We start from the raw sequence: 14,681 nt of genomic DNA, 5'->3' as shown, positions 1-14,681 counted from the left end.
AAATCCTGCCGTTCAAGCTGGTGGGTACTCCGTCATCGAGGCCGCCCCGATACCGGGGCTGCGCGGCCTATTCAGCATATCGGCCGCCCCGGAGACCCCTTAAGCCGGACCGGTGAGTATCGTCGCCGGGGTGCGCCGCGCGTCGATGGGACGGGCCGGAAGGGGCACCGGGCCGGGCGGCAAGGCAACACACACGGGACGCGCCTCTCCGCCGCGCAGGCGCTCCGTGCCCGGGGTCGCACGGGTCGTACCCGCCCGGCATGACGCCCTCCGGATCTGTGTGCCGGACCTGAGACGGGCGGCCCCGCCCCGGACCGCTCAAGCCGGTCCTTCTCTCAACAACAGGCCCCGGCCCCGCCATCCGAAACGCGCCTCACGCTTCCGTCGCCGTCACGCGCATCATCTCCTCGACCGACGTGTCGCCCATCCTGACGAGCACACGGGCGGCGTCCTGCAGCGTCAGCATGCCGTCCGCGACGGCCCGGTCCCGGAGCGCCTCCTCGTCGATCTTGTCTCCGGCTTCGGCGATCAGGTGCCGGATCTCCCGTGTGAAGTACAGCGTCTCGCAAATGGCCCGGCGGCCCTTGTAGCCATGTCCCTGGCAGGTATGACACTGCGGGTCGTTCCCCGGCCGGTAGAAGGTCGTCGCCGCGATCTCCTCGTCGGTGAACCCCAGCATGTGAAGCAGCACCGGGTCGGGGTCCGTGTCCGCCGTCTTGCAGGCGGGGCAGAGCTTGCGGATGAGCCGCTGCGCCACGACCAGGTTGATCGCGTACGCGATCAGAAACGGCTCCACCCCCATCTTGTAGAGCCGGCTGACCGCACTCGGGGCGTCGTTCGTGTGCAGCGTCGAAAACGTCAGGTGCCCCGTGTTGGCCAGCTTGATCGCCAGCTCGGCCGTGGCCCGGTCGCGCATCTCCCCCACCATGACGATGTCCGGGTCGTGCCGCAGAATGGCCCGCAGCGCCCCCTCCAGGTCGAGCTTGTGATTGAGCTTGACCTGCCGCACGCCCTTGATGATGTACTCGACGGGGTCCTCGACCGTCAGCACGTTGACGTCGGGGCTGATGACCTGGTGGAGGGCCGCCACGAGCGTGGTGCTCTTGCCCGAGCCGGTCGGGCCGGTCAGGATGACCATGCCGTAGGGTTGCCGGATGGCTCGCTGGAACCGTTCGAGCGCGTCGTCCAGCATGCCGAGTTCGCGCAGGTCGGTGAGGACCTTGCGGTCGTCGAGGACGCGGATGACGATGCTTTCGGCGCGGATTTCCTGGGCGGCGGAGGCGATCGGGAGGACGGAGACGCGGAAGCGGATGAGGGCGCCGTCGATCCAGCGCTGGATGAAGCCGTCCTGAGCCATGTCCCGCTCGAAGCGGTCGACGCCCGCGGCGTTGTCCTTGACGACGGCCAGGAAAGACTCCGGGTGCACCTTGTCCTCGACGTACCAACGCTTCAACCGGCCGTCGATGCGGAAGTGGATCTCGATCTGCCGGCCGGGATTGGGAAAGACGTGGATGTCCGAGGCGCCCTGGCGGACGGCATCGACGAGGGCGGCCTCGAAGAGGTTGATGAGGGAGGAGCGGCTGATTTCGGCTTCGAGGGCCTCCTCGTCGATCAGCTCGTTCTGCCGGTCCTCGTAGCTCATCCCCAGGTCGAAGGCAACCTTCTTCTCCCGAATCTTCTCCAGAAACTCGTTCTTTTTCGGGAAGACCTCGGCAATGATCCGCTCGATTTTCGACTCGGCGGCATAGCGCAGCTCGAAGCGGCCCAGGTTGAGTTGCTGCAGGGTGCGGTGCACCTCGGGCCGGGCGGGATCGTGGGTGACGAAGATGAGCCGTGCCGCCCCGTTTTGCGGGTCGATGTCGTATTCGTAGGGGAGCAACCGCAGCTGGACGAGCTCGGGGCGCCGGTCTTCGGCCACCGTCTCCATGATGAGCAGCACGAACTCCCGGTCCGGGCGGTCCTCGTCGATCTCGGCGACCGGGAAGGCGTAGACACGTGCGGCTTCTTCATAGACCTGCTCCCGGTCCACCCCGGGGACCTGCGCGAGCAGGCGCCAGAGCAGTTCCTTCTCCCCGGCCTGCCGCTGCTTCGCCACGGCTTCGGCAACCTGTTTCGGGGAGACCTGCCGCTTCAGGATCAGCGAGGCGACGACCCGGTCCTTCCGCCCGGCCGGCGGGAGCTGTTGCAACGCCGCTTCCATCGTTTCCGGGGCCTCCGGCACGCCGGGCGGCTCCTCCGACGGCGTCTTCACCTCGACCGCCGGCGGCTCCGGCGGTCCCGGGGCCTGCCCGTCGCCGCCGGCCTCCGGCGGCTCCGGCGCTTCCGCCCCCTCCTCCCCGGAAAGGGGCGACTCGTCCCGGGGCGCCTGCGCCGAGAGTTCCGCCAGGACCTCCTCCCAGACGGCGGCCAGAAAGCGCGCCTCGTCCTCCTCCGGCCCGTGGGCGGCCTCCGCGGGACCCCGGGAGGGACGATCCCCGGACCGATGCCCCCGGCCCCCGGCCGGGCCCGCACCGGCATCCGAACCGTTCTCAAAAGCGCCGGGAACCATGGCTCAGGCAGGTCGATGGTGGATAAACGTCTTTTTTCGAAACCGGCCCGGCTACTTCTTCAGCCGCATGATGTCCGTGCTCGAAGGCTGGATCAGGGCGATCTCGGACGAGATGATCGTCAGGAACATGATGGCAATGGTGATGATGATCGCCACCACGGTCTGGATCGTCTCGACGGTCGAGCGCAGCTTCAGGGTCGTTTCCTTCTCGTAATAGTCGGCCATCTGGAGGGCGCTGGCACGCACGTTCCCCGTTTCGGCCCCGCTGCGGAAGCGGGCCAGCGCCATCTGGGTGAAGACACCGCTGGCCTCCATCGAGCGCACCAGGTCCGCCCCCTGCGCCACCATCATCGGGACCGTGATCGTCTTGATGCGGTGCTCCATGTAGGCGTTGCCACAGGCCTCGGCGGCGATCTTGATGACGTTGATGTTGTCGCCGCTGCCGGAGTAGAGCACCCCGAAGACCCGGCAGAAAATTTCGATGTTGAGTTTGTGGAGCAGTTCACCGATGCCGGGTATGCGAATCAGCAACCGGTGAAGGTGAAACCGTCCCTTCGGGGTCCGGGCGAATGCCAGGAACCCGCCGAACGTGCCGGAGAAGAGCAATATCAGCCAGAGGTAGTTACGGTCCATCCATTCGGAGAAACGCAACGTGGCCGCCGTCATGGGAGGCAGCTCGATGCCGAAGTTGCTGAACAGCCCGGCCGTCTGCGGGAAAATGTACCAGACGTACCAGATGAAGGCGGCGATCAGCACCAGGATGGTGATGGTCGGCGTGACCATGGCGCTGCGGACGCTCTTCTTGAACTCGTTCTGGCGCTCGAGGAAACGGGCCGTCGACTCATAGATCTCGGCCATGTTACCGCTTCGGGAGGCGATGCCGAGCATGTAGGCCGTGAACTTGCCCAGCATGTGCTGGTGCTTCATGAAGGCCTGCTGCGCCTCCATCCCGCCCTTGAGGTCGGCGTTCAGGTCCCGGATGACCTGCTTCAGGCTCCGCGAGGAGACGTCGTTGACGAGCAGGTTGAGGACCTCGTCGAAGGGCAGTTTCTCTTTGAGCAGGTTGGCCGCCAGGCGCACGAACATGATCATGTCCTGGCGGGGTGGCTTACGCTGAAAGTTGAGGAGCTTCTTCTCAACCTTGAGCACCTCCAGCCCCATCTTGCGCAGGGCCGTCTCGATCTCCTGCGCGGAGAAGGCCTTCTGCTCCCCCGTCACTACCTTGCCGTTCGGGTGCCGGACTTTGTAAAGGTACACCTGCCGTTGCTGAACGTCCCGGGGACGAAAGCCATGCTTTTCGGCCAGGGTCTGGACTTTTTTCTGCGCGGCCCGGCGAGACGGGGCAAACACGGTTCCCTGCACCGGCTGCCCCGCATGACTGATCCCGACAAACTTGTATTCCCGTACGGCTGCCATAGTCGATTTGAATCCGGAAGAAAGGGACACGTACGGGATCGACCCGATCCGAACCAACTTTAGCCCGTCCCGCGACGGAACACAGCGCACAACCCCCGGTCAAGCAGTTGACAGGGGTAGGTTTTCATATAGCGTTGGTCCATGCTGCTGAAGGCGTCGTTGTGCAGCGCAATGTAGCCGCACCCTTTATGGGCGCGTCCCCCGGCCCACCGGAGAGCCCGGGCCGGCGGGACGCGCAACGCGTCCAGATCCGCGGCTACAGTGGGCCGTTCGCTAAGGGCAGCTATACCCTCAATAAAAATGACCTCCGCTATACCTACCCTTGTCAACCTTGCGAAGGGGAGGTGGCGCGAAGCGACGGAGGGGTAGACGCCGGGCGATGGCGGTGTCACGGCGGTCATGACCCCCATCCCCCCTGCGGGGACCTTCCCCCTGCAGGGCCTGCGGCCAGGGGGAAGGGCTCGGGCTGGCACGACGCGGCCGTCCAGATCCTCCCCTTGCGAAGGGAGGTGTCGCCCCGAAGAGTTAGGGTCGAGATCCGTCGAGACAACCTCCGTGACGGAGGCCACCGCACCGGCCTCAACGATGCGAAGCGACCCGAGAAGATTCGTCTGGAGCAGACGGCTCCGGCATCAGGAACAGGCCCTGTCCCCAGTACCGGGGCTTCAGGGGGTGCCCGGGCATCAACTCCCGGTACCTCGCGATGCCGGCCTCGGCCTGCCGTATCCCCACCGTCGCCTGCCCGGCGACATGGGTAGCGGCCAGAAGGAACACGGCGAGTCCCACGGCCATCCGCAACCGTCGTTTCGACGTGCCCACGGGTTGCGGGAGTACCTGCCGGCCATGCAGGCCCAGCATCCACCCGGCAATGAGCACCAGGCACATCTGGCTCAGGGGAGCACCGGCGACCGCGCTGAACCCTCCGTGCACACAGGCAGCAACCACCGAACCGGTCAGCGCCACACGCAGCACGGCATCGCCGGAACGCATGCCGGCCCGCAGGCTCTGCCGCGTCTTTCGTATCCAGGCTGCCAGCCCCCATACGCCGAGGCCGATCATGAGGCCGGCGGCCGGAAGCCCCCACTCGCAGAGCCATTTCAGATAGACATTGTGCGGGCTGCCATGCTGCCAGGGAAAGCCTGCAAAACGCGCATAATGCATTGGCCCGGCCCCGAGCCAGGGAGAGGCCTGCCAGCGTTCCAGGGCATAGCGCCAGAAGGTGAACCGCCCCATATCGTGGGTCAGATCACGCTCCGGCAACCCCGGCGCACTGCCGGCAAGCCAGATAAACAGCACCCCGTATAGCACGATGCCGCCGGCCAGACCGATAACGATCTCACGCACCCAGGCCCGGGCATGCCGGCCGTAGAGCAGCACACACCCGGCCAGGGCCAGCACCAGCGCCAGGCTGCTTCCCCGCCCCCCGGACGCGATGAGCAACATCCACCAGCAGGCCAGCAGCAACCGCCCGGACCAGACCGGCACGCCCCCACGTACACGCCCGATCACGACGGCCCCGGCAATCAGAGGCAGGCTCCACGTCTGCAGGTGGTTGAACATCCGCACGTGAACGAACCCGACGTTGGCCGACGGCCAGTGAACGAACACAGGCACCGCCTGCGCCAGCACGTAGCCGACCAGAAACTTCAGCACATAGAAGCTCGCCGCCGCCACACAGACAGGCAGCACCCAGGCATCCACACCGGAGGTGGTGCGTACCCACAGAGCCACCGACAGCATGAGGGCGAAAAGCAGCACATGATGCCCGACCTCGAGGAGCGCGATAGACGGCGCTTCGGCCCGTAAAGACGAGGCAATTCCCAGCGCGAGAATCGCAACCAGCGCCCACCGCGCCGCTCGCGGAAGCAGCACATACTGCTCGAACCACGCACGCCTCACCGCACCGGCAAAGACCACGACCAGGGCCTGCAGCACCAGCAGGCCCACCTGGACGATCCGCTTTGCATCAAAGGGAGATAAACGTTCAAAGCCGGCCAGCGGGTTGATGACCGGCATGAACACCACATAGAGCGCCGCGACAGCCACCCCGAACCACAGCGCCACGGACGACTGTCCTGCCCGGGAAACGGCATGGGGAATCGCGAGCGTACGTTGCATGGCGAGACGTAAACACAAGATGGACGGGCGCTACCGGGCCTCGCCGCGCTGTTCACTCCAGCGTGATGGAGCCGTCGTAGCGCACGACGGTCGAATCGATCGAATAGCCGTTGACGTACGTGCGCACGCCGATCTCGGGATAGGCTTTGGCGACGGCGGTGATGACCAGCGTGTTGGCCGTGGCCTCGGTGATCTTGAACGTGCCGTGCAGGGTCTCCTCGCCGAGGAAAAGCTTTTGCATGCCGTCCGAGGCCAGCCCCGTGTACTCGGCATTGCCGCCCCAGAAGGGATCACGCTTGGTCTTCCAGAAAACCGCGTCGCTGGCAATGGTCAGGTTCCGGTCTACCAGCGTGTCGGCGATGCGCTGCCGGTAGCTCGTCTCCATGGCGTGGAAACCGGCCAGCACGGCGACGGCGACGACGATGATTCCGATCACCAGAAGGAGTAATTGTTGCTGTCCCATACGTTTCGACCGGCCTCTGGTACACGAATAGCCTTGCTCCTAACGGACAGCGGCACCCCTGCCGGGGCCAGGCCCACAACCAGGGGTGCCGCTTAATATATAACTTAGGAAAAGATTATGGCGATGAGGTCAAGTTCGAGACCGTAGTCGTGATGTCACTCGGCTTGGTACCGCTGACTTCAACCACCACCTGGTTACCCGTTTCGGTGTTCGTAGCCGTGATTGTGAGTGTGGTCTCAGTTTGATCACTCATCACGAACTTACCATTCAGGTTTTCATACGTATTCACATCGTCCGTAGTCTCGTATCCGAGTTGCTGGAATGTAAGTCCAGTCCAGTTGGTAGCATCTGCGCCACCACCGAAGGCAGCCGGCTTGAGTTTCCACGCCTGGGCATCGCTGGCGATGCGGATGGCGTCGTTGACGAGCGCGTCGGCGTTGGCTTTTTTCTGGTTCTCGCTGAACGCCTGGATCCCGACGACGACCGCCAGACCGACGATCACGATGCCGAGAACGAGCAGGAGAAGTTGTTGCTGACCCATAGTCGAGCCTCCATGTTGGGTTGGTTATACGTGCGGAGTTGGTTTGCTTCGTAAGCGTTCCGGGTGCTACCCGCTTTTCCGGTCTTTCCGGGGCAATCGGCCTGCTTTCGAAAAGACTTAAGTTGTAACGCGTGTTTTTTTACCGGGCCCGTTTTTTCCTTCCCGGCGGAACTCTTTGCCGGTATCGGATGGCCGCGTTCGAACTTAATCCCCGAAAAAGCGATTCTTTCGCCCGCCGGCTATCCGGCTGTAAAAACAGGACAAGCATCGTTCCCACCCCGGAAAAGGCCACCCCGGCCGGCCGGGACGCTCCCTGCCGCGAAGGGCGCCGGTGTGCACGGTGCGGCGAACCGCCGTCGCAAACGGTCGTATCTTCCGGTGTCCCGTGCGCGCCGCAGCCGGCCGCACCCCCGCACGCATCGTCTCAAGCAGGAGAAACCATGACGCAGAAAGAAAAACCCCAGGTCATCATCGAGCGCATCAAGGTGGAGGGCAAACAGCTCGTCGACAAGGTGCGCGACATCATCGAGGAGGGCAACGCCCGCCGGGTCATCCTGAAGAAAGACGGGCGCACGCTGATGGAATTCCCCCTCTCGGTGGGGGTGGGCGGTGCGGCCGCGGCGCTGTTCATCAGCCCGGTGCTGGCCGCCATCGGGGCGATTGCCGCGCTCGTCTCGGACATCGACGTGATCATCGAGCGGGAAGCCGCACCGCCGGCACAGCTCCCGGACGAAGGCGCCGCCGGGCAGGAACCCACGGATACGAGCACGACGAGCGCCTGAGCCGAACCGCCGGGTGCCCGGAAGGACAGGACGACCACCAGACCGCATAGCGCACGATGACACGGCACACGGCAGCACCGGTGCACGAGACGGCGTTGCCCGTCACCTACGACGACGTGGCCGCCGCCGCCGCACGCCTCGACGGCGTCGCCAACCGGACGCCGGTGATGACCTCGCGCACCGTCGATGCCCGCACCGGCGCGACGGTCTTCTTCAAGTGCGAGCCGTTCCAGCGGGCAGGCGCCTTCAAGTTTCGCGGGGCCTACAACGCCCTGGCGCGGCTTGCTCCCGGCGTGCGGCACCGGGGGGTGCTCACGTATTCGTCCGGCAACCACGCCCAGGCCCTGGCCCTGGCCGGGCGGCTGCTCGGCGTCCCGGTCACGGTCATCATGCCGGAGGACGCGCCGGCCATCAAGCGCGCCGCCACCGAGGGGTACGGCGCCCGGATCATCCCGTATGACCGGCACCGGACGACCCGCGAGACCCTGGCCGCCGAGGTCGCGGCGCGCGAGGCGCTGCCCGTCATCCCGCCCTACGACCACCCGGACGTCATCGCCGGGCAGGGCACGGCGGCGAAGGAACTCTTCGAGGCGACGGGCCCGCTGGACTACCTGTTCGTCCCCTGTGGCGGAGGCGGGCTGCTCTCGGGCAGCGCGCTGGCGGCCCGGGCACACGCCCCCGGCTGCCGGGTCGTGGGCGTCGAGCCGGAAAAAGCCGACGACGCCACGCGTTCCTTCCGCACCGGCACGCTGCATACGGTCCACAACCCGGACACCATCGCCGACGGGGCCCGCACCCCCTCGCTCGGCCAGGTCACCTTTCCCCTCGTCCTCCGGTGCGTCGACGAGATGGTCACCGTCTCCGACGAGGCCCTCCTCCGCACGATGTTCTTCCTCTGGGAACGGATGAAGCTCGTCGTGGAGCCGACCGGCGCGCTGGCCGCCGCAGCCGTCCTCGAAGGCGTCCTTCCCGTTCGCAAGGCCCGCGTCGGGGTGATTCTCTCGGGCGGCAACGTGGATCTCGGCCACGTCCTCCGGCTGTACCGGCGCGCCGGAACGCTAGCAACTGATGTTACACAGTAGGCGACGAAGCGACCACGTTTCACTCCCTTCACTTCGGGACAGGCCCCCGATCAGGGAGATAGCGACCCCCATCCCCCCTGCGGGGACCTTCCCCCTGCAGGGCCTGCGGCCAGGGGGAAGGGCTCGGGCTGGCACGACGCGACCGTCCAGATCCTCCCCTTGCGAAGGGGAGGTGGCGCGAAGCGACGGAGGGGTAGACGCCGGGCGATGGCGGTGTCGCAGCGGTCATGACCCCCATCCCCCCTGCGGGGACCTTCCCCCTGCAGGGCCTGCGGCCAGGGGGAAGGGCTTGTATTGGCACGATGCAGCCGTCCAGATCCTCCCCTTGCGAAGGGGAGGTGGCGCGAAGCGACGGAGGGGTAGTCCTGCTATCCCACAGGTTTCAACTGCGTAACATCAGTTAGTAAGGTTTCCCGGGCTCTTCCTGCAACGATTCAACGTGCCGACCCTCAAGGACACCCTCGAAGCCCTGGTGCACCGGTACGAGCAGCCGGCCTTCATCGCCACGGACCCGGTGTCGATCCCCCACGGCTTCGACGACCCGCGGGACCGTGAGGTCATCGGCCTGTATGCGGCCCTGCTGGCCTGGGGACAGCGCAAGACGATGCTGAAGAAGCTGGCCGAGCTCTGCGAGCGCATGCGGTACCGCCCCTACGCCTTCGTCCGGCACTTCGACGAAGGGCGGGACGGACCGGCCCTGGCCGGCTTCAAGCACCGCACGTTCCAGCCGGTGGACGCCCTCTGGCTGACCAGGAGCCTGCAGGCCGTGCTCGCGCAATACGGCAGCCTCGAGCGGCTCTTCGTGCAGCACCTTCCGCCGTCGTCGCCGCATGTGGGTCCGGCGCTGGAAGGCTTCAGCGAGACGCTCCTGACGATCCTGCCCGGCACACCGGCCCGGCTGCGGAAACACCTCGCGCGCCCGTCCACCGGCAGCGCCTGCAAGCGGCTGAGCCTGTACCTGCGCTGGATGGTCCGGCCCGGTCCCGTCGACCTGGGCGTCTGGACCCGGATCGACCGCGCCCGGCTCGTGCTGCCGCTGGACGTGCACGCGGGACGGCAGGCCCGGGCCTTCGGCCTACTGACCCGCCGGCAGAACGACTGGCGGGCCGTCCTCGAACTGACGGCGCAGTGCCGGCGTCTCTGCCCGGAGGACCCCGCCCGCTACGACTTCGCGTTCTTCGGGCCCGGCGCCTTCGGGGAAGCGCCCGGCTACGTCGTCGAGCAGGCGGACGACGGGGGTCCGGCATAACGGCACCAGCTCCCCGCGCACCGCCGTACGCGGCCAGAAGAGAAGCAGCAGCACCGGCAACAACACGACGGCGACCCCGCCCCGTCCCCGCCGGGGCCGCCGCACCGACAGCCGGTCGGCCAGGAGCGGCAGCATCGCCAGGACGAACGGGAGCACCAGCAACAGGAGCAGGCTCCGGTCGCTACCGGCCTCCGTCACGAGCGGGGTTCCGGTAACGAACGCATACAGTTCCCGGACGCCACCCACGGTGCCCGTCTGCAGGAAATAGCCGAAGTCCAGGCTGGCGAGCAACATGCACGCCAGCGCCAGCAGATGCACCGTCCCGGCCAGGAACCGTCCCAGCCGCCCGCGCACATTGTGCAACAGCAGCGCCACCCCGAGCATCGCCAGCAGGCAGAAAAGCAGGTCTTCCCGGACGACGGCAAAGTACCCGGCCGACACCCAGCTCAGGTCGAAGGGCACCGCGGCACGCAACACGGCCGCGACACCGGCAAAGATGAGCACGACCAGGGGTACGAACGCCGCCTTGAGCACGGGCCAGCGGAGCATCAACAGGGCCGCCGTAGAGAAGGCCAGCCCGCCGAGCAGCAGCGGTACCGGCGCCTGCTCCAGAAAAAACGCCCCCAGCGACACCCCCGGGGCCCTGCCCTCCTCCAGGCCCCGCTCCAGCAGCACGTACTGCATCAGCTTGAACAGGACGAGCTGCACACCGAGCGGCCCGATGAGCCACAGCACCCGGCGCCACACGGCACGACGCACCCGAACGGCATCGACGAGACGCCCCTCGATCCAGAACCCCAGAAAGCTGAAGCCGGCCTCCCGCCGATCCGCATAGGTACCCATAACCCGTCATCTATGCCACGGTGCACATCTGCTTCGCGCCGGGGCAAACATGATACCATGCGGCGGAAGGAAGAAAAGCGCCCCGGCGACACGGTTTCGGATCGCGACGGGTGAAAAGTTTTCCGCGTGCGCGGCTCAGGAAAGGCTCTCGCGCGGGAGAAGCAGTTCCGTCTCCAGCGGCTCGCCGAGGCCGTAGTACCCGCGCCGGCAGTAGAGCACGGGACGACCGGATGCGCCCACACGCGCCTCCATCACCTCCCCCACGACGATCACGTGATCCCCCGCCTCGTGGACGGCATAGGGACGGCAGACGAGCACGGCCAGGACATCCTCGAGAAGCGGCAGGCCGTGGGGGTCGAGGCGGTGCGGCACGGCGTCAAACTGGTCTCCGGCGGCCCGATCCGGCAGGGCGAAGTGCTCGGAGAGATGGGCCTGATCCTCTTGCAGCACATGAATCGCAAAACGATCCGCACGGGTGATCAGGTCGTGCATGCGGGCGTCCCGGCCCACATTGAAGGAGACGAGCGGCGGATCGAGCGACACGCTGGTAAACGAGCCGATCGTAATGCCGCGCACCTCCTCCCCGGATCGTGCGGTGACCACCGTCACGGGAGACGGGACCAGCCGCATCACGTCGCGCAGGGCCTCGCCGTCGAGTTTATCGGGCATATTTTCCGGAACCGGGGACGGCTCAGGTAAAGACGTCTTTGAACTTGCTGAAGAAAGACCGGCGCTCCTGGCGTTCCGGTTGCGGGGCGAACGAGGGCGAGTGGCGAAGCTGCTCGAGGAGCTGCCGTTCCTCGTCGGTCAGGGAGGTAGGCGTCCAGACGTGGATGCGAACCATCTGGTCGCCGACGCGGCCGCCGTGCAGCTCGGGCAGGCCGCGCTCGCGCATGCGCAGGATCTTACCGGACTGCACCCCGGGGTCGATCTGAAGCCGTGCCCGGCCCTTCAGCGTGGGCACCTCCACCTCCGTACCCAGCACGGCATCCGGGAAAGAGAGGTAGAGTTCGTAGTAGATGTCGAGCCCCTCGCGGGTGAAGTGTTCGTGCGGCAGTTCCTCGATCTCGACGCGGAGGTCGCCCGCCGGTCCGCCCCGGACCCCGGCATTGCCGGCCCCGCGCAGGGTCAGGTAATGCCCTTCCAGCACCCCGGGCGGCACGTTGATGGTGATCGTCTCCTCACCCTTCCGGCGGCCCTCCCCGCCGCAGGCGGCACACCGGTGCCGCACGACGCGGCCCTCTCCCTGGCAGGCCGGGCACGGCTGCACGTTGACGAACTGGCCGAAGACCGAGCGCGTCACGTGGCGGATCTCGCCGGTGCCGCCACACGTCGGGCAGACCACATAGCCCTGCTCCCGGCCCTCCGCCCCCGTCCCGGCACACGCCTCACAGACGACGTACTTCCGGACCTTGATCTTCTTTTCCACCCCTTCGGCGATCTCCTCATAGGTCAGCGGCAGCTTGATGCGCAAGTCGCTGCCGGGGCGCCCGCGCGGGCGCGGCCCCCGTCCCCGGGCACGCCCTCCACCGAAGACCTCCTCGAAGATGGAACCGCCACCGAAGATGTCGCTGAAGGCACTGAAGATGTCGTTGATGTCCTGAAAGCCGGGACCGGCATTGCCGTTGCCCCGCACACCGGCATGACCGAAACGGTCGTAGCGCTGGCGTTTCTCCGGGTTGGAAAGGACCTCGTAGGCCTCGGCCGCCTCTTTGAAGCGCTCCTCCGCCGTCGGGTCGTCCGGGTTGCGGTCCGGATGGTATTTGAGCGCCAGCTTGCGGTAGGCCCGCTTGATCTCTTCGGCGGTGGCCGTTCGCTCGACACCCAGTATCTCGTAGTAATCGCGCATTGCGTTCGATCGTTTGCGTCGCTGCATCGGGCCAGGTCGTCAGGACGAGACGACGACCTTCGCGTGCCGCAGCACACGATCCCCGAGCCGGTATCCTTTCTGAAGCTCCTGCAAGACGACCCCGGACGGGGTTCCCTCCGGCGCCGGCTGCTGCAGGACGGCCTCGTGCCGGGCCTCGTCGAACGGCCGGCCGGCGGCTTCGATGGGCTCGACTCCGTGCTGCGCAAGCACCTCCATCAGCTTCCGGTAGATCAACTCGACGCCCTCCTTCAATCCCTCGTAGGCCGCCTTCCGGCTCTGTTTCTTCTCCTGCTCCAGCCGGCGGGTGGCCTCCAGCGACCGCTCGAAGTCATCGACGACGTCGAGCAGGGAGGTCACCACATGGGCCTTGCCCACCTCCAGGAGCAACGCCTTCTCCTGCTCGGTACGGCGGCGGAAGTTCTGAAACTCGGCCACCTTGCGCAGCAGCTGCTCGCGTGTCGCTTCGAGCTCGGCGCGGAGGCGTTCGAGTTCGTCCGGAGCCGCACCGTCCGCCACAGCGGCTTCCGTCTCCGGCGCCGCGGGCGGCTGCTCCCGGTCCGGTGCAAGATCGTTACGGGTCGTTTCCCTGCTCATCGGGATCAGGTTCTAAGGGTTGGTTTTGCTCAGCGGCCGGCGGGCCGGTCAGGAAACTTCGGCGGGCCCGCTCATCTGCCGGGCCATCTCCTCGACCAGCGCCACTACGCGGGCATAGTCCATCCGCGTCGGCCCGATGACGCCGATGGTGCCGACGGTATCGCCGAGCTTGTACCGGGCGGTGACGACCGAGAAACGCTCCACCTTCTCACCACCGACCGCGGCCCGCCGGTTCTCGCTGCCGATGCGAACCTGCGCCCGGGCCACGTCGAACTCGGCCGGCGGGTCCGGCTCCTCCAGCAGGTAGACGAGGGTCGTCTCGTCTTCGAGCATCTCGATGAGCCCACGCAGGTCGGCGGGCTCCTTAAACTCCGGCAACGCGAGAATATTCCCCGTCCCGCCGTACTCGACGTGGCGGGTGTCGGTCAGCTCGCTGAAGAGGGTGGTCGACTCGTCCAGGATCAGGCGGACGAGGCCGGTGGTGTCCTCCAGGTCGCGGACACGGGGACGGCACGAGCGGCGGATCTCTTCCAGCGTCAGCCCGGCCAGGCGCTCGTTCAACAGCGCGACGATCCGAACCAGCTCCTCCCGGCGGATGTCATGCCCGGCCTGCATGGGAAAAATCATGGTGCGGATGAGCCCGCCCCGCACGCTGAGCACGAACATGACCCGCGTGGAAGAGAGGGGGACGATCTCGAGCCGCTCCAGCACCCCGGTCGAGAGGCGCGGGCTGAGCACCACCCCGAGCAGGTTGGTCAACTCCCCGAGCAGGCGGGAGCCGATCCGCAACATCTCCTCCGCATCCTGCCGGGCGGGACGCAGCCGGTGCTTCAGCGAACGCCGGACGGACGGGGGCACCGGCACCGTCTCCATCAGCTCGTCCACATAGGCGCGGTACCCCAGTTCCGTCGGGATGCGCCCCGCCGAGGTGTAGGGATGATCCAGATAACCGCGCTCTTCCAGATCGCTCATGGTGTTCCGGATGGAGGCCGGGCTCAACCCCAGCGGATACCGTTTCGAGAGGAAACGCGAGCCGACCGGCCCCGCCGTGTGGACGAAGCTCTGCACCACGAGCCGCAGAATCTCCCGCTCCCGCTGGTTCAGGGAGTACGGCGTTTCACCATATGTCCGGTGGGTCGTATGCACGGCGGTCACATCCGATGGCGGGAACGATA

At 66.6% G+C, this 14,681-nt stretch carries 12 protein-coding genes; 3 read left to right on the top strand and 9 right to left on the bottom strand.

Features of this window, described 5'->3' with window-relative positions:
• Nucleotides 1-373 precede the first annotated feature (373 nt).
• The 5 genes from GQ464_RS17860 to GQ464_RS17840 all read right to left on the bottom strand — a co-directional run bounded on the left by GQ464_RS17860 (nucleotide 374) and on the right by GQ464_RS17840 (nucleotide 7,086).
• The gene (locus GQ464_RS17860) at nucleotides 374-2,548 is read right to left on the bottom strand and encodes an ATPase, T2SS/T4P/T4SS family (protein WP_228350424.1); all 2,175 of its coding nucleotides are present in this window, start codon (nucleotides 2,546-2,548) and stop codon (nucleotides 374-376) included.
• A 51-nt stretch (nucleotides 2,549-2,599) separates the two neighbouring features.
• Nucleotides 2,600-3,964: a type II secretion system F family protein gene (locus GQ464_RS17855; RefSeq protein ID WP_166978355.1), complete on the bottom strand. Its 1,365-nt coding sequence runs from the start codon at nucleotides 3,962-3,964 to the stop codon at nucleotides 2,600-2,602.
• Between the two features lie 579 nt (nucleotides 3,965-4,543).
• Nucleotides 4,544-6,082 (bottom strand): O-antigen ligase family protein, encoded by a 1,539-nt coding sequence (locus GQ464_RS17850; protein ID WP_166978356.1) that lies wholly within the window; start codon nucleotides 6,080-6,082, stop codon nucleotides 4,544-4,546.
• Between the two features lie 52 nt (nucleotides 6,083-6,134).
• Nucleotides 6,135-6,545: a hypothetical protein gene (locus tag GQ464_RS17845; protein WP_166978358.1), complete on the bottom strand. Its 411-nt coding sequence runs from the start codon at nucleotides 6,543-6,545 to the stop codon at nucleotides 6,135-6,137.
• A gap of 115 nt (nucleotides 6,546-6,660) precedes the next feature.
• The gene (locus tag GQ464_RS17840; RefSeq protein WP_166978352.1) at nucleotides 6,661-7,086 is read right to left on the bottom strand and encodes a hypothetical protein; all 426 of its coding nucleotides are present in this window, start codon (nucleotides 7,084-7,086) and stop codon (nucleotides 6,661-6,663) included.
• Nucleotides 7,087-7,526: 440 nt separating this feature from the next.
• Here GQ464_RS17840 and GQ464_RS17835 point away from each other — a divergent pair, with 440 nt between their 5' ends.
• The 3 genes from GQ464_RS17835 (at nucleotide 7,527) to GQ464_RS17825 (ending at nucleotide 10,199) form a co-directional block, all read left to right on the top strand.
• Complete coding sequence (locus GQ464_RS17835; protein WP_166978362.1) at nucleotides 7,527-7,868, top strand: DUF4342 domain-containing protein; 342 nt, start codon at nucleotides 7,527-7,529, stop codon at nucleotides 7,866-7,868.
• A gap of 56 nt (nucleotides 7,869-7,924) precedes the next feature.
• Complete coding sequence (locus tag GQ464_RS17830) at nucleotides 7,925-8,950, top strand: threo-3-hydroxy-L-aspartate ammonia-lyase (RefSeq protein WP_166978365.1); 1,026 nt, start codon at nucleotides 7,925-7,927, stop codon at nucleotides 8,948-8,950.
• 439 nt (nucleotides 8,951-9,389) lie between these two features.
• Complete coding sequence (locus tag GQ464_RS17825; RefSeq protein ID WP_166978368.1) at nucleotides 9,390-10,199, top strand: TIGR02757 family protein; 810 nt, start codon at nucleotides 9,390-9,392, stop codon at nucleotides 10,197-10,199.
• A gap of 978 nt (nucleotides 10,200-11,177) precedes the next feature.
• Here GQ464_RS17825 and GQ464_RS17820 read toward each other — a convergent pair.
• The 4 genes from GQ464_RS17820 to hrcA are packed head-to-tail and all read right to left on the bottom strand — an operon-like array spanning nucleotide 11,178 to nucleotide 14,652.
• Nucleotides 11,178-11,711, bottom strand: coding sequence for a flavin reductase family protein (locus GQ464_RS17820; RefSeq protein ID WP_166978371.1), 534 nt, complete (start codon nucleotides 11,709-11,711; stop codon nucleotides 11,178-11,180).
• 22 nt (nucleotides 11,712-11,733) lie between these two features.
• On the bottom strand, nucleotides 11,734-12,891 hold the full coding sequence (gene dnaJ, locus GQ464_RS17815; RefSeq protein ID WP_166978373.1) for a molecular chaperone DnaJ: 1,158 nt from the start codon (nucleotides 12,889-12,891) through the stop codon (nucleotides 11,734-11,736).
• Between the two features lie 39 nt (nucleotides 12,892-12,930).
• Entirely contained in the window at nucleotides 12,931-13,506 is a 576-nt protein-coding gene (locus tag GQ464_RS17810) for a nucleotide exchange factor GrpE (RefSeq protein ID WP_166978375.1), read from the bottom strand.
• Nucleotides 13,507-13,554: 48 nt separating this feature from the next.
• Nucleotides 13,555-14,652 carry a heat-inducible transcriptional repressor HrcA gene (gene hrcA, locus GQ464_RS17805; protein ID WP_228350423.1) on the bottom strand — a complete coding sequence of 366 codons (1,098 nt, stop codon included), beginning with the start codon at nucleotides 14,650-14,652 and terminating at the stop codon, nucleotides 13,555-13,557.
• Nucleotides 14,653-14,681: the final 29 nt, after the last annotated feature.

Source organism: Rhodocaloribacter litoris (assembly GCF_011682235.2).
GTDB lineage: Bacteria > Bacteroidota > Rhodothermia > Rhodothermales > ISCAR-4553 > Rhodocaloribacter > Rhodocaloribacter litoris.
Note: the sequence above shows the minus strand (reverse complement) of the source record. Positions and strands in the feature narration are given on the sequence as shown.

Excerpts from the sequence above, each read along its gene's own strand:
- GQ464_RS17860 (WP_228350424.1), bottom strand. The coding sequence starts at position 2,548 with ATGGTTCCCGGCGCTTTTGAGAACGGTTCGGATGCCGGTGCGGGCCCG.
- GQ464_RS17855 (WP_166978355.1), bottom strand. The coding sequence starts at position 3,964 with ATGGCAGCCGTACGGGAATACAAGTTTGTCGGGATCAGTCATGCGGGG.
- GQ464_RS17850 (WP_166978356.1), bottom strand. The coding sequence starts at position 6,082 with ATGCAACGTACGCTCGCGATTCCCCATGCCGTTTCCCGGGCAGGACAG.
- GQ464_RS17845 (WP_166978358.1), bottom strand. The coding sequence starts at position 6,545 with ATGGGACAGCAACAATTACTCCTTCTGGTGATCGGAATCATCGTCGTC.
- GQ464_RS17840 (WP_166978352.1), bottom strand. The coding sequence starts at position 7,086 with ATGGGTCAGCAACAACTTCTCCTGCTCGTTCTCGGCATCGTGATCGTC.
- GQ464_RS17835 (WP_166978362.1), top strand. The coding sequence starts at position 7,527 with ATGACGCAGAAAGAAAAACCCCAGGTCATCATCGAGCGCATCAAGGTG.
- GQ464_RS17830 (WP_166978365.1), top strand. The coding sequence starts at position 7,925 with ATGACACGGCACACGGCAGCACCGGTGCACGAGACGGCGTTGCCCGTC.
- GQ464_RS17820 (WP_166978371.1), bottom strand. The coding sequence starts at position 11,711 with ATGCCCGATAAACTCGACGGCGAGGCCCTGCGCGACGTGATGCGGCTG.
- dnaJ (WP_166978373.1), bottom strand. The coding sequence starts at position 12,891 with ATGCGCGATTACTACGAGATACTGGGTGTCGAGCGAACGGCCACCGCC.
- GQ464_RS17810 (WP_166978375.1), bottom strand. The coding sequence starts at position 13,506 with ATGAGCAGGGAAACGACCCGTAACGATCTTGCACCGGACCGGGAGCAG.